18 protein-coding genes are annotated in these 16720 nt (G+C 63.6%); 10 read left to right on the top strand and 8 right to left on the bottom strand.

The window, feature by feature from the left end:
• Positions 1-41: 41 nt before the first annotated feature.
• The 3 genes from AB7813_RS26680 to AB7813_RS26670 all read right to left on the bottom strand — a co-directional run bounded on the left by AB7813_RS26680 (position 42) and on the right by AB7813_RS26670 (position 2745).
• Entirely contained in the window at positions 42-1247 is a 1206-nt protein-coding gene (locus AB7813_RS26680) for an NAD(P)/FAD-dependent oxidoreductase (RefSeq protein ID WP_441228818.1), read from the bottom strand.
• 122 nt (positions 1248-1369) lie between these two features.
• The gene (locus tag AB7813_RS26675) at positions 1370-1699 is read right to left on the bottom strand and encodes a hypothetical protein (RefSeq protein WP_441228817.1); all 330 of its coding nucleotides are present in this window, start codon (positions 1697-1699) and stop codon (positions 1370-1372) included.
• Between the two features lie 101 nt (positions 1700-1800).
• Complete coding sequence (locus tag AB7813_RS26670) at positions 1801-2745, bottom strand: helix-turn-helix transcriptional regulator (protein WP_441229011.1); 945 nt, start codon at positions 2743-2745, stop codon at positions 1801-1803.
• Positions 2746-3224: 479 nt separating this feature from the next.
• On the opposite strand from AB7813_RS26670, the gene AB7813_RS26665 reads away from it, so the two are divergent.
• Entirely contained in the window at positions 3225-4070 is an 846-nt protein-coding gene (locus AB7813_RS26665; RefSeq protein WP_441228816.1) for a tetratricopeptide repeat protein, read from the top strand.
• A gap of 85 nt (positions 4071-4155) precedes the next feature.
• A complete protein-coding gene (locus tag AB7813_RS26660; RefSeq protein WP_441228815.1) occupies positions 4156-4587 on the top strand; it encodes a hypothetical protein in 432 nt (143 codons plus the stop codon).
• 117 nt (positions 4588-4704) lie between these two features.
• Here AB7813_RS26660 and AB7813_RS26655 read toward each other — a convergent pair whose 3' ends face one another.
• A complete protein-coding gene (locus AB7813_RS26655; RefSeq protein WP_309947340.1) occupies positions 4705-5079 on the bottom strand; it encodes an Imm63 family immunity protein in 375 nt (124 codons plus the stop codon).
• Positions 5080-5269: 190 nt separating this feature from the next.
• Here AB7813_RS26655 and AB7813_RS26650 point away from each other — a divergent pair, with 190 nt between their 5' ends.
• The gene (locus AB7813_RS26650; protein WP_441228814.1) at positions 5270-5503 is read left to right on the top strand and encodes a hypothetical protein; all 234 of its coding nucleotides are present in this window, start codon (positions 5270-5272) and stop codon (positions 5501-5503) included.
• Here the strand turns inward: AB7813_RS26650 and AB7813_RS26645 are convergent.
• The gene (locus AB7813_RS26645) at positions 5496-5966 is read right to left on the bottom strand and encodes an arsenate reductase/protein-tyrosine-phosphatase family protein (protein ID WP_441228813.1); all 471 of its coding nucleotides are present in this window, start codon (positions 5964-5966) and stop codon (positions 5496-5498) included. The genes AB7813_RS26650 and AB7813_RS26645 overlap by 8 nt on opposite strands.
• A 150-nt stretch (positions 5967-6116) precedes the next feature.
• Between AB7813_RS26645 and AB7813_RS26640 the strand changes: the two genes are divergently transcribed.
• The 4 genes from AB7813_RS26640 (at position 6117) to AB7813_RS26625 (ending at position 7479) form a co-directional block, all read left to right on the top strand.
• Entirely contained in the window at positions 6117-6554 is a 438-nt protein-coding gene (locus tag AB7813_RS26640; protein WP_068731288.1) for a hypothetical protein, read from the top strand.
• A 31-nt stretch (positions 6555-6585) separates the two neighbouring features.
• On the top strand, positions 6586-6828 hold the full coding sequence (locus tag AB7813_RS26635) for a hypothetical protein (RefSeq protein ID WP_441228812.1): 243 nt from the start codon (positions 6586-6588) through the stop codon (positions 6826-6828).
• Positions 6829-6949: 121 nt separating this feature from the next.
• Positions 6950-7168: a hypothetical protein gene (locus tag AB7813_RS26630; protein ID WP_068731389.1), complete on the top strand. Its 219-nt coding sequence runs from the start codon at positions 6950-6952 to the stop codon at positions 7166-7168.
• A 122-nt stretch (positions 7169-7290) separates the two neighbouring features.
• Positions 7291-7479: a hypothetical protein gene (locus AB7813_RS26625; protein WP_068731284.1), complete on the top strand. Its 189-nt coding sequence runs from the start codon at positions 7291-7293 to the stop codon at positions 7477-7479.
• 44 nt (positions 7480-7523) lie between these two features.
• Here the strand turns inward: AB7813_RS26625 and AB7813_RS26620 are convergent, their stop codons facing one another.
• Positions 7524-8498 carry a VOC family protein gene (locus AB7813_RS26620; protein WP_441228811.1) on the bottom strand — a complete coding sequence of 325 codons (975 nt, stop codon included), beginning with the start codon at positions 8496-8498 and terminating at the stop codon, positions 7524-7526.
• A 209-nt stretch (positions 8499-8707) separates the two neighbouring features.
• Here AB7813_RS26620 and AB7813_RS26615 point away from each other — a divergent pair, with 209 nt between their 5' ends.
• Entirely contained in the window at positions 8708-10570 is a 1863-nt protein-coding gene (locus tag AB7813_RS26615; protein ID WP_441228810.1) for a tannase/feruloyl esterase family alpha/beta hydrolase, read from the top strand.
• A gap of 161 nt (positions 10571-10731) precedes the next feature.
• On the opposite strand, the gene AB7813_RS26610 is transcribed toward AB7813_RS26615, so the two are convergent.
• Positions 10732-12351 (bottom strand): hypothetical protein, encoded by a 1620-nt coding sequence (locus AB7813_RS26610; protein WP_439062984.1) that lies wholly within the window; start codon positions 12349-12351, stop codon positions 10732-10734.
• A gap of 53 nt (positions 12352-12404) precedes the next feature.
• On the bottom strand, positions 12405-13697 hold the full coding sequence (locus AB7813_RS26605) for an adenylosuccinate synthase (protein ID WP_089261652.1): 1293 nt from the start codon (positions 13695-13697) through the stop codon (positions 12405-12407).
• Between the two features lie 473 nt (positions 13698-14170).
• Here AB7813_RS26605 and AB7813_RS26600 point away from each other — a divergent pair, with 473 nt between their 5' ends.
• Positions 14171-14692: a FecR domain-containing protein gene (locus AB7813_RS26600; RefSeq protein ID WP_441228809.1), complete on the top strand. Its 522-nt coding sequence runs from the start codon at positions 14171-14173 to the stop codon at positions 14690-14692.
• 37 nt (positions 14693-14729) lie between these two features.
• Positions 14730-16619, top strand: a complete 1890-nt coding sequence (locus tag AB7813_RS26595) for a CHASE2 domain-containing protein (RefSeq protein WP_441228808.1) — start codon at positions 14730-14732, stop codon at positions 16617-16619.
• The last annotated feature ends 101 nt before the right edge of the window (positions 16620-16720 follow it).

Below are 16720 nucleotides of genomic sequence, written 5' to 3'. Positions count from 1 at the left end.
GCGCTCCTGCATGGAGCGCGGTTCTTTCTTGTGTGGGGTGGCTAGACTTCGGTCACATGCTCCGGATCGGCCGAGGCGAGAGCGGCAGCACGCTCGGGCTTCGGCGGATAAATCCAGACGGTGTTGATTTCCTTCTTGGTTTTCTTGGCGACGTCGCCAACCATCTCGACCTTGCGGTCCCAGCCGCGCGTGAACAGTGCGCCGGCTTCGCCGAGGTCGAGACAGGTGACGTAGCCCTTCTGGTGATATGGCCTGGTCGCCATGCGCAACAATTCGGCGGCGGCATTGTTGCCGGCAAAGGCGCCCATCCGCGTCGCATGCTGGCACGACATCAGCGCGTAATTGCCGACATCGTCGCTGGCTGCCCTGGCAGCGTCACCGGTGGCAAAGACGCCAGGCACCGAGGGTACGCGCAAATCGCGGTCGACCAGCAGCCGGCCGAAATTGTCGCGCTCGGCGGGGATCTGCGTGGTCAGCGGCGCGGCGCGAATGCCTGCCGCCCAGATCACGGTCTCGGTTTCGATACGTTCGCCGTCGGACAGTGTGATCCCGGATGCATCCAGCGAGGCAACGCCGGCACCGAGCCGGGTCTCCACACCGAGCTTGCGCAGCGCCTCCTCGATGATGGGACGCGAACCCTCGCCCATATCGGGGGCGATCGCACTATTTCGTTCGACAATGATGACGCGCGGCTTGGCATCCTTGCCGAGGATCGCGCGAAGCCGCGCCGGGATTTCGGTCGCTGCTTCAATTCCTGTGAAGCCGCCGCCGGCTACGACGATGGTGTCGCGTCCGTTCGATGCCGGCCGATCGGCCAGGCCATGCAGATGCTTGTCGAGCGCGATCGCATCGTCGAGATTGTCGACGCTGAAACCATGCTCCGCGAGGCCGGGAATATTCGGACGGAACAACCGGCTTCCGGTCGCCACGACCAGCCGATCGTAGGACAGCGACTGTCGCTTATTGTTGGCGGTCGCGACCTGCACGATGCGGGATGCGGTGTCGATCGTCTCGGCGCTGCCTTTGATATAGACGACGTCGACGGCCTTGAGGACATCCAGCAAAGGCGCAGTCAAGGTTTCGGGCTTCGGCTCATAGAGCCGCGGGCGAATGACCAGTGTCGGCTCGGGTGCGACCAGCGCGATCTCGAGTTCTTCGGGCGAAACACCCTTGATGTCGCGCAGGCGTGCTGCGGACAATGCGGCGTACATGCCGGCGAAGCCGGCGCCTATGATGACTATTCGCATGTGATTTTCTCCTTGGGTTTAAGTTGCTCGGCAGTACGCGCGTCACCGCCGCCGCTTCTCACCTGCGGCAAATTTGTTGCGATCAACGATGACGCGAAGAAGGGAAACGACGAAGTGAGCCCCTATGGAGGGGAGCAGTCCAGCATCGACGCCAGTTGCATGGGACGTTCACATTCGGCGCGGCAGATTCGCGGAACCGGCGGCCGGTCACGGTGAAAAATGATCGGCTGAGCGAACGTCAGCGGCCGGTCATTCAAAGCCTGGATGTCGTCGCTCACGATGATGGACAGTGAAGGGGTGCTGTCTTGCGCGGTCTGCGCTGGCTTCTCGGCTTCTTCGCCCGTCGATGTCGTCAGTCGAATGGTCAGTGAAAGTCCATATATCAGAGAGCTCGTGACGACTCTCCGTCGCGGTATCATTGCAAGTGGGTCGACGAAGGTCTTCCAGGCCATTGTCTGTCTCCGTCCGTTATTGGCGTGGGCACGGTGATGATCTAGCTGATCGGATCCGCAACTGCCCCAGAGCGATTGACGTACCTGTCGAGAGATTGCGGCTAACGCGTCCGTCGGCGCCAATCGCTTGGACTTTCGCCGGTCAGCTTCCTGAACGCCGCTGCGAAGGCTGTCTGCGAGGCATAGCCAAGCGCCGCTGCCACCGACACGACCGATGCGTCGGTGTCGCGCAGCATGTTCATGGCCTGCTCGAGCCGGTGTTGGCGCAACCAGGCATGTGGCGAAAGCCCGGTGCTTTCCTTGAAGGCACGGCAGAAGTGAAAGCGCGACAGGCCGGCATCCGAGGCCAGGGCGGAGAGAGAGACGTCCGTATCGCTGTCCGAGCGCAAACGTTCGATGGCACGTAGCAGCGTCTTCGGCGCCAGCCCGCCCATGGTCTGCTGGAACGTGGTTGGCGCGCCGGTGTGCGCAGCCAGCAGGCGCGTGGCCAGAAGATCCGTCACTTGCTGCCTGAACAGGGCATCCAGGGCCGCATTGCCCTCCAGGACGTCCGCCGCACTTATGAGCAACCGCGATGTGATGGGATCGGGATGCGCCGTTCGCTCCAGAAGGTCGCCAGGAGCGGCGATGTCGGCTTCGTGGGCAACGCGCTCGAGTATTCTGTGCGGAAGATAGAGCTGAACGACATCAACAGGTTTCGGAATATCCCATCGGGAGCTTGATCCTTCCGGAATGATGATCACAACACCGGGGCGAAACGTTCCAATCGCAACCGATCTTCCCGACCGCCGCTCCATGCGCTGCATCGAACCGTTGTAAGCCATGATGACGTGATGGGTCATGGGCTCGACGACGTCGTGCAATGGCTCATGTTTCCAGTGGGTGATTCCGGCACCGGAGGAATCCAAAGCCATATGAAATGGTGTGGTCCCGAGCACGCGGGACATCTCCGCACCGGCAGAACGCCGCTCGGCATGGGACGGAGTTTCCTGGGGCGCCTCTGATGCGGCTGCCGGGTCATTCGGACGATCGTGAGGCTTGGTCATGGACGTGCACCCGCAGCAAGGGTTCGTGTGTGTCCGATGAGACCCGTACCGCCCATGACGATAATCCTCATGACTTTCCTCCGATTGTTCGGGCCATCCGTGGCCTTGCTCCTGAAAGCACTGCCAGAATGCGCGCGGACGGGCCGGAAAGCCTTGTAGGCACCTTGAATTGCCGTTGAGTTTTCCTTGGCTTCTTGTGCAATCGACGCGCGGACGTGCAGTTTTCATTCAAAAATGATTGCCTGGACGCCGACCGGCGCGAGCTCAAGCGAGGCGCCCGAACTCGTCGCTGCTGGACCGAAGCCGTTCGATCTGCTGCTCTTTCCGGTCCCGAACAATGACCCGAAGCGGAAACCGGGCATCCAATCATCGCTGATGAACTATTTGATCTGCGACCCCGACCAAGGGACAAATGAGCGTCCGGGGAATGGCGGTCGGGTATCCCGGCTGCTCCGGACAACGTGCGGAGACCACATGCGATGCAGATGCGCTTCTCAACATACCGGTTGTTCGCATGCATGGGCGTGGTGCTTCTCGCCGGGTTGCCGGGAGTGGCCGCCGCAGACGAGTCGGATTCCTGCATAAAGCTGTCGGATGACCTCGCGGTCGCGGGGTGCACGCGCACCATCGACTCGCACCAATACACGGGGCGAAGCCTCGCGCGGGTCTATGCGCGTCGCGGCGGGGCGTACCGGGCACAGGGCGACCTCACCCACGCCATGGCGGATTACAACGAGTCGATGCGGATCGATCCGACCTATCCGTCTGCCTACAACAATCGCGGCAACGCTTGGTACCACAGCGGAAAATTCGATCGGGCCATCGCGGACTATAACCAGGCGATCCAGCTCGATCCGAAATCAGGGCTCGCCTACGCCAACCGTGGCAGCGCCTGGGGCGCCAAGGGCGACTTCAACCGGGCCATCGAGGACTTCGACCGGGCGATCCAACTCGATCCGAAAGATGCTGACGCCTACTACAACCGCGGCAGCGCCTGGAGCGGCAGGGGTGACCTCGATCGGGCCATCGCGGACTACGATCAGGCGATCCAGCTCGATCCGAAACATGGGGCTGCCTACGTCAACCGCGGCAACGCCTGGGGCACCAAAGGCAATTTCGACCGGGCCATCGCGGACTTCAACCAGGCGATCCAGCTCGATCCGAAAGATACCAAAGCCTATTACAACCGCGGCATGGCGCGGGAGAAGAAACGCAGTCTGAAAGAGGCATTGGCTGACTTCAAGATGCACGCTCAACTCACTCCGTCCGATCCGGACGGCCAGAAGGCTCTGAAGCGCGTATCGAAAGAATTGAACGCAATATGACGGGGCGGCGCTGACATGGCTTGATGTCTGGAAGCGGCACATTCCAAGCGTCATGCCTCCGACGTCTCCCATTCCCGCACCACCGATGTCCCGCGTCTCGCGATGCCTGATCGACATCGGGCGCATGATCGTCGGCCTGATCGCGGCGATTGTCATCGCGCCTTTGGCCATGGGAATTCTGCTGCAGCTCAGCCTTCGGCCCACCGGTGGACTCGCCGCGCATCTCGGCGCGCTCGTCACGACGAATTTGCTGACTCTCGTTTTCGGCGTGGCGGGTTCGTTCAAGGCCACCGTTTTCATAGCCCTGCCCGGAATCCTCTTTGCGCGATGGGTCGGGATCATGTCGCCCGCGATGTGCATGATCGGCGGCGCCATCACCGGCGGCGGCTTCTTCGGCATCAGCGCCTCCGTTGGCTCCTCACTGCCGACCGAATGGGGGCTGATCGGCGCAGCTGCGTGCGGCGGAAGCGTTGCCCCGCTCGCTTACTGGTGGCTGGTGGAGCGTCACATCCGGTGACCGTCGCGACACCGCCAATGAGAACAATTGGCCTGTTTTGGGATCGACCGACATAGCGAAGCCTGTCGTGCCGCCCATTGCTCACATCACATCTGCTTTCGCAGCGATGCATGCCGATCAACGCCCGTCGACATAAGGATGACGCGAGAGGATATCATCGAGTCCGGCGCGGCAGCGATCCGCCCATGCAGGATCAAGTCGGCCCAGCAATGCGAGTTGATGCGCAAAACGCAGGCGCCTGATATCGCCGGCGTTGGAATTGCGGTGCATGAGTTCATAGGTTCCGGCCATCGCCGAGGTGATGGTCTCAAAAGTCCAGTACATCAACTCATCTAGATCGTCGGTGGTCCGCATGTCGTATCGCTCGCCGCGTTCGACGAACATGTAGTGGAAGTGCCCGTCATGCTCGATCAGCGCACGGCCGGAATCGACATGCCGATACCCCGGCAGCAGCTCCTCGGGCGCATGGATGCGTGCGGCAAGCACGCGCATGCGGTGATCGACTTGCTCAAGGGGTGTCAAGGCAGCGGCCTCGAGATTGGCCAATGCGGCCGTGGGACGGTGGCGATAAGTCGGGATAACTGCGCACCAGGTTCACTCAGACAGAGGGCACCAGACGGCAGCAGCACGCCTGAACCCGATCTTCGCGCGCGCCGACATATGGGACGAGGTGCCGTAGTCGATGTCCGAGCCAAGTCCCCTTCTGGAATTCATCATGCAGGCGCTGGCATCAAAGCCGGAGGAGCGCGGCATTCTGTTTTACGTCATACTGACATTCACCGTCGGCATCGCCATTGCCGCGGTATGGCCGTTTGGCGGCACGCCGGCCGACGTCCTGACCGGCTATGGGATCGTGGTGGTGGCGGTCGGCAGCGGCGTGTTGCTGGTGAAGTGGTTCTTTCACAGCATCAATTAAGTAGTACCGGCACAGCTGCCTCTCGCACGTTCGCAAGCCGTTGCACCAATGCCTCTACGAGCGCTTTCAGCTCGCCCAGCGCGACGTCGGGAGGCGCCACGTCGATGTCATGCACGTGCCAATAGGTCACGCGATCTTCCCAGCCCGGAAAGCGCGTCACCAGCAAGGTGCGGTGCTCGGCCTCCTTCACGGCCACGACCATATCGGACGCTGCAAGCGCATCATGCGTACAGACCGCCGGCATCCGCGACGCGCCAAGGGGCGCAATGCTATCGATGGTCAGAGCGTCGATGGTCTGCCGCGCCATCGGGCCGATATTGTCCCTGCCCCGCTCGATGGCCAAAGCGAGCGACACCGCCTCCCAGTCCAGACCGGCGCGGCGCGCCAGGTGATTGAAGAGTTCTTCCGCATAGCGGCTGCGATAGTAATTGCCGGTGCAGAGGAAGAGGACGGTCCTGGCCATGGCCGAGTGTGTTTGGTGGGGCCTGCATTTGTCAATTGCAGCGCCCTCGCGGCCCGCGCAGCGCCGAAGGCCCATGGACCCCGCGGCCATTTTGCTGAATTGTGCCGGCCTCGCCTTGCGCCAACGAATCATTCCTCGGAGGACACCCCCATGTCGCGCTCGCTTTTCCGCACCACCCTCGTCGCCGCCCTCGCCTTGATCGGCGCAAGCCTGTCCTCCGCGGCCTTCGCCGATAGCGGCACGATCCGCATCAATGTGCTGAAGGGCGGCTGGTTCATCGGCGCGTCGGGCGGTTCGGGCACGCTGACCTTTCGCGGGCGGACCTATCCGCTCTCGATCGGCGGCTTGAGCGCGGGCCTCGTGTTCGGCGCGTCGCAGACCTATCTGTCCGGCCGCGTCAGCCGCATCAACAGCCCGGGCGATGTGGCCGGCGTCTATGGCGCAGGCGGCGCGGGTGCTGCCGTCGGCCGCGGCGTCAGCGCCATCGTGCTCACCAACGAAAAAGGCGCGCTGCTGGAATTGAGCGGCCGCCAGACCGGATTGATGGTCAATGCCGATCTCTCGGGCCTCGCCATCTCGCTGAGGTAAGCGGCGAGCCGATAAGCGGAGCACGGACGCCTTGCTGCAAGGCGCCCGTGCAACACATATCCGCGAACTGACGCCCCGGCGCGCGATAGGCCGCATTCGGGAATGGCGCTTGATCAAGCCCCCATTCAGCGAAATGGCAGGGGGGTCATCGATCGCGCGAATATGCACGCAACGTCATCGCGGCTTCACACTTGCTAAAGATTTTATCGATCTTTTTTTGCGTGCTGGTGTGCAGCGCAATGCGCGCGACGCGATGTCGCGCAACACCGCATGAAGGTTCAACGCCCACACTTCAAAACAATGTCACCAGCCGTCATCGACGTTTCATCGCACGGACCAAGATACGCCCCAATGCGTCAGCATGGTCCGCGCAGCTCGAGACGACGGAGTGTAGCATGACAACCGACCCGACACCGAAGTTCGACGCAAACTATGTGGCCACGCTGCGCCAAGTGCTGGATATCGCTGTGCAGCAGATCGCCGTGCAGCATCGTACGCCGGCGACGAAGGCGATGATGGCGGAGACCATCGTGCGCCATGCGGCCGGCGGCATCACCGACGCTCATGCGCTCGTGTCGCACGCCGTGACCGCAGGTGCGAACGGCGCGCCGTAGCATTGCTGCGCAATCTTTCGCAACGCGAAAAGCGGGAACTGCCACGTATTTGATGGCATACCGCCACGTCTTCGCCAAACCGGACAGCGAAGTTCCATCGAAGCCGATGGAAAACGATACCGATGATTATGTCAGAAAATTATTTCAGAGACCGCGCGGACGATTGCAACCGCCTCGCCCGCGAAGAGAGCGATCTGGAAATGCGCGGCATGCTCTGCGATCTCGAACTGGATTATCGCGCCAAGGCGCTCCATGCTGCAGCCCACGGCTGGCGCGACGCGCCGCGGTATTTCGAATTGGCTGAGGCGTAGACCTGTCGCGTGCGACAGCAGACCGGCCGGAATCTTTCTCGACCTTAAGCTTTCACGAGCCGCACCTGAGTGCCCCAGGGATCGGCGATCGCAATGCCGTCTGCGATCGACTCGCCTGACAGGCCCGCCGCCGCAAGACGGCGCTTGCGGTCGGCCATCACGGCATCATCGGCAATCCGGAGCGAAAACCAGGCCAGCCCGGTCTCCTGCGCATTGCGCGGACCACTGCCGGCGCTCTGCCATGTGTTGATGCCAATGTGATGGTGATAGCGACCTGACGACAGGAATGCGACACCCGGCCGGCCAAGCCGCGTCGGCTCCATGCCGATCAGCCCCTCATAGAAATTGCGGCCGCGCGCGACGTCGCCGACGCGTAGATGCATATGACCGATGCGCAGCGCCTTCGGCGCGGTGAGATACTGATCGCGGGTCGTGTCCGTCTGCGCCACGATATTGTCGATATCGAGCTGGTCGGTCCCCATGGTGACCATGTCGCCGGTCCATTTCCACGCCGATGGCGGCCGGTCCGAATAGACCTCGATGCCGTTGCCCTCGGGATCGGTGAGATAGGAAGCTTCGCTGACATGATGATCTGCAAAGCCGTCGAACGGTGTGCGCGCCAGCGCGGCATGGACCAGCCAGCGCGCGAAGTCGGCGCGGCTCGGCATCAGGAACGCGGTGTGAAACAACCCGGCGGTGGTCTGCGCTTCCAGCGGCGCATCGGGCCGATGGATCAGATGCAACAGCGCCACGCCATCGACGCCGAGCACGACCTCGATCTTGTCCGCACTGATGGTGTCGAGCTTCAGCAGGTCTGTGTAATAGGTCCGCATCTTGCCGAGGTCGCGGACGCGGAGCGCCGCGGCGCCGATACGCATCGGCGTCTGCTGCGCGAAGGGGAGCCGTGACGACGCGGCCGCGCCGGGATCGACACCGCCCTCAGCACGCACCGCGCCCATCAGCGCGGTCTGGCTGGCAGCAAAGGCGGCGAGCTTCATCACCTGTCGGCGCGTGGTCATGCGGGGGTCCATGGCGGCAGAAGGAGTTCAAGAGCGGATCATTGTGGATAGCAGGCGACCATACGGGGTCAAATCACATCGCTGTAGGCCCAATCCACGGGGCCTTTTTTAACATAATGTTACGTTCCGACATCGTTTTGGTAGTTGATCGCAGAGGCGAAGTGAGGAGAACTCACCCCAACTCAAAAATAAAACAGACGGGAAACGCCATGTCGACAGCCCCCCACATCATCCGTGATGACAACCGCGCGCGTGCCATCGTGACGGCGATAGCCTTGTTTGCCGCGCTATGCGGCACCACGGCCCCCGCTTCCGCACAGGAGCTCGCCTGCGACGACGGTATCAAGACTGCATTTCATCCGGATGAGGCCACCATCGTGGTGGCCGTGCGGGCGATCAAGAAGGGCGAGGAACTGGTCGCGCAGGATTCGCCCCGCCCGATCACCATGGCGGCGGACATGTGCCTTGTGAAGCTTCTGGTCGGGCCAGGCTTCACGGCGGAAAAGGACAAGGCTGCGCGCTCCTGGTCCGAGGGCATCGGCATCGAGGTCTGGCTGCCGACACCGGCGAACTGGAATACCCGCATCCGCAATTACGGCGGCGGCGGCTGGGTCGGCGGTGGTCATCGCACTGCCGACAAGATCGGCAGCAAGGTGCCCGCCCTCGTCAACGCCAATATGGGTTATGCCTCGGGCACCACCGATGCAGGACAACCCTGGTATCAGGACGGCTCCTTCACCTTCCTCTCCGACGGCAAGGTCAACGTCGAGGCGTTCCGCGACTTCTCGGTCCGCGCCATGGTGGAGCAGGCCGTCAAGACCAGAGCGCTCGTCACGCTCTATTACGGCAAGGCGCCGGCTTACGCTTATTACGATGGCCATTCGCAGGGCGGCCGGCAGGGCATGAAGATCGCCCAGGACTATCCCGAGCTCTATGACGGCTACATGATCGCACAGCCGGCGCTGAACATCCCGCAATTCGGCACGGCTGCGCTGTATCCGCAGATCGTGATGAAGACCGAGCTCGGCTTCACCGCACTCGACAAGCCGAAAGCCACCGCCTTCGCCGCCAAGATCGACGCCGCCAACAAACGTGCCCTCGCCGCGTGCGACAAGGCCGGGATCGGCTTCCTGCTCGATCCGTTCGCCTGCGATTACAATCCCGCGCGCGATGCCGCAGCTCTCTGCAGCGGCGAGGCTGGCCAGGGCGTCACCGGCAGCAATGCCGATGCGGCAACCTGTATGAGCCTGAAGGAAGCGATGGCGCTCGACAGGATCTGGTTCGGCGCAACGCCCGATGGCAGTTATGACGCCGCGCAAAGCTCCGACAGCCGCAGTGGCAAGGTGCTCGGCACGAAACAGGTGTGGTGGGCCTTCACCAGGACCACGGCGATCGGCAGCCAGATCACCGGTACAGCCGCCGGCAGCGTGGCCCTGGCCCTGCAGGACGTCCGCTACGCCGCCGATGCCAGCGCCACCAACCCGTCGGACATTCCGTTCAACAACGGCTCGACCACCGAACGCAACAAGTGGCAGGAGCTCAGCTATGCCGATCTGGCCGATACGGTGAACAAGAACCTTGCCTTGCAGCCCACCCTGTTCAGCAATCTCGGCACAGACAAAGCGGATCTCGGCAAGTTGCGCGATCTCGGCCGCAAGATCATCGTCTATAGCGGCCTCGTCGATGACGCGATCCCGCCCGCCGGCAATGTCAACTATCACGAGCGCGTCGCGGCGCAGATGGGCGGCCACGCGGGGGTGCAGAAGTTCATGCGGATGTATCTGCTGCCCGGCTCGGCCCACAGCTCGCAGGGCCGCGCCTATACGGTCAGCGGACAGAACGATTCCGTGCCGCTGCCGAAACTGCCGGGGAATGCCAACCAGACGCCGACGCGCGAGCAGGATCAGTTCTTCACCGCGCTGACGGACTGGGTCGAGAAAGGTGTGGCTCCCGGCGAGATCGCATTGACGTCGCGCGACAGCAAGTTGAGCTATCCGGCTTGCGTCTATCCGCTGCGAACAGTGTGGAATGGTGGAGCAGTGACGCAGGCGGGGAGTTTCGGCTGCAAGTAGCTCCGTCCAGACGACGCACTCTCATTCGTCATGGCCGGGCTTGACCCGGCCATCCACGCCTTCGCCTGTGACAAGACGTGGATGCCCGGCTCAAGGCCGGGCATGACGTGGAGAGATCGGTGCATCACGAGCGGCTGACCAGCACCAGCGCGCTTGATCTATTATTCGCCCCAGGCCGCGAAGGCGTCGTTGAAGGCACGCTCGCCGGGCGAGCCCTTCTCGATGGCGATGATGGCGCGGCGCTGGTTGGCATAGACCAGCGGGATATCGAACCATGACCGCTCCTTCAGGAGCTGCAGGTTGCGCGCGCGATCGCTTTCGACATTGCTGAGACCGACTAGGAAGAAGCCGTCGGTGACCTTGACCGCGAGGCCGGCCAGCGGCGTGCCGCGGGCCTGCTCGTTCGACTTCATCAGCACGCCCGGAACATTGGCGATGCCGCCGCCGGCGAAATCGGGCGGCAGAACGAAAGTGAGTTCGGCCGTGTGGCTGGCAGGCAGCGACGTGTCGGTGTTGCGGCGGAACGACATGGTCATCTTGAACTTGCGTTCCGGAATCTCGATGTCCGCGCGCACGGCGATGTCACCAGGCTTGCCGCCGGTGCCCTTGATCTGCTCGGTGCGCCAGACCACCGTGCCGACATATTGCCGGCCCTTCGGCTCGGCCGGATCCTCGTCATACAGAACGACGCGCTGCGCGACCGGCGCGATCTGATCCGACGACGACGGCTGACCGACGCGATCGGCGATCTTCGGCCGCGGCGCCAGCGGCGCATCCTTGTTGTCGGTGACGACGGGCGCCGAACCGCCGGCGAAACCGCGCACCATTTTGTTGATCGTCGGCCATCCCAGAATCACGGCGCCGATCAGGATCATCACGATGCCGATGAGAAGCGCGGTCTTGAACGGGAAACCGCCGCTGACGCGCTTCGGCTTCGGAGGCTTGGGCGGCTTCGCCTTCTTGCCCTTGGAATCCTTGATGCGCGACGGCGGCACCTGCGACTCGTCGCCGTCCTGGTCGTCGTAAGCCGTCTCGTCGTAGCCGAAAGCTTCGCTCCGCGCTTCCATGCTGGGTTCGAGACGATCGAATTCCGGCGTCGGAGACGGCACGTTGGCGTAGGTCTTGCGCGCCGCGCGGTTGGCCTGCGCGGCGGCGCGGCCAAGATCGTCCACATCGGCGGTGACGTCGCGGAAGCCGCGCATGGCGGCATCGCCCTGGTCGCCGCGATCATTGCGGGCGGGCGGCGGTGCTGCCGGATTGTTCTCGAAGCGGCGCGGCGTGCCTGATCGTTCGCGGGTTGGCGGACCGTTCGGATCCTGCGCGCCGGCATTGGGCGACTGCTGCTTCGGAATCGGCGGCGGATCGACGCGCAAGGTGCGCGGCGGGCGCGGCTCTTCCGGCCCGCGGGGAGACGCCGGCGTCGGCGTAATCGGCTGGCGGCCGCGCGGTGACGGCTCGGCCGGCGTGGCACCGGCACGCGGCCCGGCATTGCGGAAAGCATCGCCGGCGCGCGGCTTGCCGTCGCCCGTCGTTCCAGCCCCCGCAGGCCGCGACGCATCGCGAGCGCGCTGGGCCGCTTCGGATTCGACCTTGCGGACGGCCTCTTCGAGCGACAGCCGCTCCCTAGTGATCTCTGACTCGCTGAGGGGCGGCTCGACACTGCGCAACTGGGCAATCAGAGCCGTGCGGGCGCGCTCATAGAGCGCGCGCCGCTGCTCACCGGGAGCACTGGGGTCCAGTCCGGCGATGGCACGGGCGATCAACGGGTAGTAATCAGCCATCTCGACTCAATGTTGCGGGTGCATCAATTTGGAGGCTATCCGGTAACAGTCCGTTAAGCCTCGAACGGGTTTTGCACCAGAATAGTATCTTCGCGTTCCGGGCTCGTGGAAAGCAAAGCAATCGGACAGCCCACCAGTTCCTCGATCCGGCGCACGTATTTGATCGCCTGCGCCGGCAGATCGGCCCAGGAGCGCGCATTCGCGGTCGGCTCTTTCCAGCCTTCAATGGTCTCGTAGATCGGCTCGATCCGGGCCTGGGCGCCTTCACCGGCCGGCAGATAGTCGATTTCCTTGCCGTCGAGCTTGTAGCCGACGCAAACCTCGATGGTGTCGAAGCCGTCGAGGATGTCGAGCTTGGTCAGCGCCAGGCCGTTGATGCCGCAGGTGCGGACAGTCTGTCGCACCAGCACCGCATCGAACCAGCCGCAGCGGCGCTTGCGCCCAGTATTGACGCCGAATTCCTTGCCGCGGCGGCCGATCTCTTCACCGATCTCGTTGAGCAGTTCGGTCGGGAACGGACCCTGGCCGACGCGCGTGGTGTAGGCCTTGCAGATGCCGAGCACATAGCCGACCGCGCCCGGGCCCATGCCGGTGCCGGTCGCTGCCTGCGCAGCCACGGTGTTGGACGAGGTGACATAGGGATAGGTGCCGTGATCGACATCGAGCAGCGCGCCCTGCGCGCCCTCGAACAGGATGCGCTTGCCTTCGCGGCGCTTGCTGTCGAGCAGCCGCCAGACCGCCTCGGCGTAGGGCAGCAGCACCGGCGCGAATGCGGAGAGCTCCTTCACAATGTCAGCCGTGTTGAATTCTGCGAGGCCGAGACCGCGGCGCAGCGCATTGTGATGCGTCAGCAGGCGATCGACCTTGTGCGGCAGCGTGGCGAGATCGGCGAGATCCATCAGACGAATGGCGCGGCGGCCGACCTTGTCTTCATAGGCCGGGCCGATGCCGCGCTGGGTGGTGCCGATGGCCGTAGCCTTGTTGGCATTCTCGCGCAGTGCATCGAGTTCGCGGTGCAGCGGCAGGATCAGCGTGACGTTTTCGGCAACGCGCAGATTGTGCGGGCCGACATCGACGCCCTGGCCGCGGAGCTTGGCGACTTCATCGACAAAGGCCTGCGGGTCAAACACCACGCCATTGCCGATCACCGAGAGCTTGGACTGGCGCACGACGCCCGACGGCAGCAGCGCCAGCTTGTAGGTCTGGCCATTGATGACCAGCGTATGACCGGCATTGTGGCCGCCCTGATAGCGGGCGACGACATCCGCCTGATCCGACAACCAGTCAACGATCTTGCCCTTACCCTCGTCGCCCCACTGGGCGCCGACGACGACAACATTGGCCATTTGGCGCTAGTCCTCTGAAAATACACGCGTCGAAGCGTGATCAGCGCGGAAAACGGTCTGCCGTTTGCCGGATCACGCCCAGGCATCCGCCTAAACGCGGCCAATGATCTTGGTTACCCAAGTCTTCCAGGACGCTGTCTGCGATGCAAAACGGGAATAAAGGAAGCGCGGGGGGAAAACAAGCACGAACGCCCCGAAAATGGCCTCGTTAGCCTCATGCAAACCTTTGATATCCCCTGAAAATCCGGGGCGATGTGGCGAGATTGCGGCAGCGCTCGTGGCCCGATTACTGAGAATGCCTCTCAATCTCACATGGTCGTGAGATCGGCCATCCCGGTTGGATCTGCCCTCGTTGTGCCGCGGCGTCGCCCTATATGGGTACCTCCGAGCGTTAATCACGCCGCTCGCCCGCTGACGTTGAACGGAATCGCCCGCCGCCCGCCTTACCGATGTGGCGTTCAGGAGTAACCAACATGACCCATTCAATCAGGCTGGCGGCGGCCATCGTCGCCGCGGCGTGCCTGTATGGCAGTGCTGCATCGGCGCAGCAGGCCGGCCCCGGCTGCACATCGCGCCAACCGGTCGGCGGCCCACAAACCCTGCACTGCGGCGGCGTGACGATCATTGCTGAAAACGGCGCGCGTTTCACGCTGCTCGACCGCGACCGCAACGGCCGTGTCGACGGCGTCGACCTGCAAAGCAAGGCCATTTTCATCGAGGCCCCCAAACAGAAGGCCGGCAAAACCTTCGAGGTGATGACACCGCAAGCTATCGCCGCCGTGCGTGGCACCAAATGGGCGGTGGACGCCGAGGGCAGCAAGACCTCCGTCTTCGTCGAGACCGGTCGTGTCGGCGTCAGGCGCGTGACCGGCCCCGGCAGCGTAACCCTCGGCCCCGGTGAAGGCGTCGATGTCGATACCTCGGCGACACCACTCGACATCAAGCGTTGGCCGGCGCCGCGCGTCGCCGCATTGATGGCAAGGCTTGGTCGTTAGCAAGGCTTGGACGTTAAAGAGGCCTGGATACGCGACGATGATGAAGGCCAGCAGATTGCAGACACCGCTCGCCATGGTCCTTGCGGGCGTGTGGGCGGCAGCACTGGCCTTTGGTCACAACCGCGGCGATGTCGGCTTTCTCGACCGGTTAGAGGCGACGCTGACCGACCTGCGCATCCAGATCCGCGGCGTGAAGAAACCGCCCGATCTCGTCACCATCATCGCCATCGACGATCGGGTCGCACGCGAACAAGGCAGCTATCCGCTGCCCCGCGCCACGCTGACGACAATCATCGAGGAAATCGCACGCTACAAACCGAAAGTGCTCGCACTCGATCTGCTGCTGGTCGATGCCGGCGCAGCAGAGAGCGATGCCGCACTGGCACAGGCGCTCGGCAAGACCAACACCGTCATTGCCGCGGCGGCGCTGTTCAGCGAGTCCAAACAGACGGTAGCCACCAAGGAGGCCGGGCCGCTTGCGGATCTGCCGGTGGCATCGGGATTTCTGCTGCCGCTGAAAGTCTTCGCCGATCAGGCCACGGTCGGCGTGGTCAATCTCAACACCGACAGCAGCGGCGTGCCGCGCTCGATGCCGATGCTGATGCGCTCAGCCGACCGCGTGATGGTGTCGATGCCGCTGCGCGTCGCATCCGCCGCCTCGCGCGACGATGCCCAGATTGGCGAGTATAATTTCTCCCTCGCCGGCAACCATGTCCCGACCGATGTCGGCCATTTGCTGCCGATGTCTTTCTATGGGCCGCACGGCACGATCAGGACGATCAGCGCATCGGAGGTTCTGGCGGGCAAGCTCCGCCGCGCCGATGTCGAGGACCGCGTCGTCGCCATCGGCGTCACCGTCAGCGGCGGCGGCGATTTCTTCTCGACGCCGTTCGATCCGGTGATGCCCGGCGTCGAAGTCGTGTCCACCGCAATCACGCATCTGCTCGCCAAGGACACCTTGCTGCGCAATACATCCATCCGGCTGTTCGATGCCGGCTTTGCGATCGTCCTGGCGATGCTGTGCATCGCCCTGCTCGCCTGGCGGCGCAATGCCGTCGGCCTCATTGCGATCGTCGCCGTCGTCGCATTGTGGGCCGTGATCAACACCGTCGCCTATGCCCATGGCATCTGGATGAGCGCTGCATTGCCGCTGGCCGCGGCTGTGCCGCCGGCGATGGCGTTCGGCGCGCTGCAGATCTGGAGCAGCCGGCGCAGCGTGCAGCATTTCGCCGCCCGCAGCGATCTGCTGCGCCAGTTCCAGGCGCCGGGCCTGCGCGACTGGCTGATCAAGGATCCGGACTATCTGTTGCAGCCGGTGCATCAGCATGCCGCCGTCATCTTCATCGATATCTCGCGCTTCACCGCACTCAGTGAGACACGCGACGCAGATGCGGTGCGCGAATTGCTGAAGTCCTTCCACGCCATGATCGATCAGGTGACCCTCGCCCATGGCGGTGTGGTGACAACCTTCATGGGCGACGGCGCGATGATCCTGTTCGGATTGCCTGTGGTCGCCGATGACGATGCCGCCCGTGCCGTGCGCTGCTGTATCGAACTGACGACGCGCACCGGCACATGGATCGCCGGTCTTCCGCCTGAGATCGCCAGCCAGATCGGATTCAAGATCGGCGCACATTTCGGCGATATCGTCGCATCGCGTCTCGGCGGCGCCAGCTACCAGCACATCACCGCGACCGGCGATACCGTCAATGTCGCCAGCCGGCTCATGGAGGTGGCCGCGAGCCACGGCGCCAAGGTGGCCCTGAGCGACGACCTGCTGCACGCCGCGGGAGCGGACTGTGCGGTGCGCGCGACGGGGGCCCTGAGCGGCCCGACCGAAGTCCAGATCCGCGGCCGCAGTGGCGCGGTCAGCGCGTGGCTCTGGCACGACGGCAGCGCGGCGGAGGCTATATCGACCTCAGCGTAAATCGACGCACGCGGCATCGCCGCGATTGAGCCGGAACCCGGTCTGGTCTGGCACGTTTGCTCGAAGACCTGTTACCGTACATCCGCAAACCGTATCTGTTT

This window comes from Tardiphaga sp. 20_F10_N6_6 (genome assembly GCF_052076045.1).
Lineage (GTDB): Bacteria > Pseudomonadota > Alphaproteobacteria > Rhizobiales > Xanthobacteraceae > Tardiphaga > Tardiphaga robiniae.
Note: the sequence above shows the minus strand (reverse complement) of the source record. Positions and strands in the feature narration are given on the sequence as shown.

Excerpts from the sequence above, each read along its gene's own strand:
- AB7813_RS26615 (WP_441228810.1), top strand. The coding sequence starts at position 8,708 with ATGTCGACAGCCCCCCACATCATCCGTGATGACAACCGCGCGCGTGCC.
- AB7813_RS26665 (WP_441228816.1), top strand. The coding sequence starts at position 3,225 with ATGCAGATGCGCTTCTCAACATACCGGTTGTTCGCATGCATGGGCGTG.
- AB7813_RS26625 (WP_068731284.1), top strand. The coding sequence starts at position 7,291 with ATGATTATGTCAGAAAATTATTTCAGAGACCGCGCGGACGATTGCAAC.
- AB7813_RS26610 (WP_439062984.1), bottom strand. The coding sequence starts at position 12,351 with ATGGCTGATTACTACCCGTTGATCGCCCGTGCCATCGCCGGACTGGAC.
- AB7813_RS26595 (WP_441228808.1), top strand. The coding sequence starts at position 14,730 with ATGATGAAGGCCAGCAGATTGCAGACACCGCTCGCCATGGTCCTTGCG.
- AB7813_RS26675 (WP_441228817.1), bottom strand. The coding sequence starts at position 1,699 with ATGGCCTGGAAGACCTTCGTCGACCCACTTGCAATGATACCGCGACGG.
- AB7813_RS26670 (WP_441229011.1), bottom strand. The coding sequence starts at position 2,745 with ATGACCAAGCCTCACGATCGTCCGAATGACCCGGCAGCCGCATCAGAG.
- AB7813_RS26630 (WP_068731389.1), top strand. The coding sequence starts at position 6,950 with ATGACAACCGACCCGACACCGAAGTTCGACGCAAACTATGTGGCCACG.
- AB7813_RS26660 (WP_441228815.1), top strand. The coding sequence starts at position 4,156 with ATGTCCCGCGTCTCGCGATGCCTGATCGACATCGGGCGCATGATCGTC.
- AB7813_RS26650 (WP_441228814.1), top strand. The coding sequence starts at position 5,270 with ATGTCCGAGCCAAGTCCCCTTCTGGAATTCATCATGCAGGCGCTGGCA.
- AB7813_RS26605 (WP_089261652.1), bottom strand. The coding sequence starts at position 13,697 with ATGGCCAATGTTGTCGTCGTCGGCGCCCAGTGGGGCGACGAGGGTAAG.
- AB7813_RS26620 (WP_441228811.1), bottom strand. The coding sequence starts at position 8,498 with ATGACCACGCGCCGACAGGTGATGAAGCTCGCCGCCTTTGCTGCCAGC.
- AB7813_RS26645 (WP_441228813.1), bottom strand. The coding sequence starts at position 5,966 with ATGGCCAGGACCGTCCTCTTCCTCTGCACCGGCAATTACTATCGCAGC.
- AB7813_RS26680 (WP_441228818.1), bottom strand. The coding sequence starts at position 1,247 with ATGCGAATAGTCATCATAGGCGCCGGCTTCGCCGGCATGTACGCCGCA.
- AB7813_RS26655 (WP_309947340.1), bottom strand. The coding sequence starts at position 5,079 with ATGCGCGTGCTTGCCGCACGCATCCATGCGCCCGAGGAGCTGCTGCCG.
- AB7813_RS26600 (WP_441228809.1), top strand. The coding sequence starts at position 14,171 with ATGACCCATTCAATCAGGCTGGCGGCGGCCATCGTCGCCGCGGCGTGC.
- AB7813_RS26640 (WP_068731288.1), top strand. The coding sequence starts at position 6,117 with ATGTCGCGCTCGCTTTTCCGCACCACCCTCGTCGCCGCCCTCGCCTTG.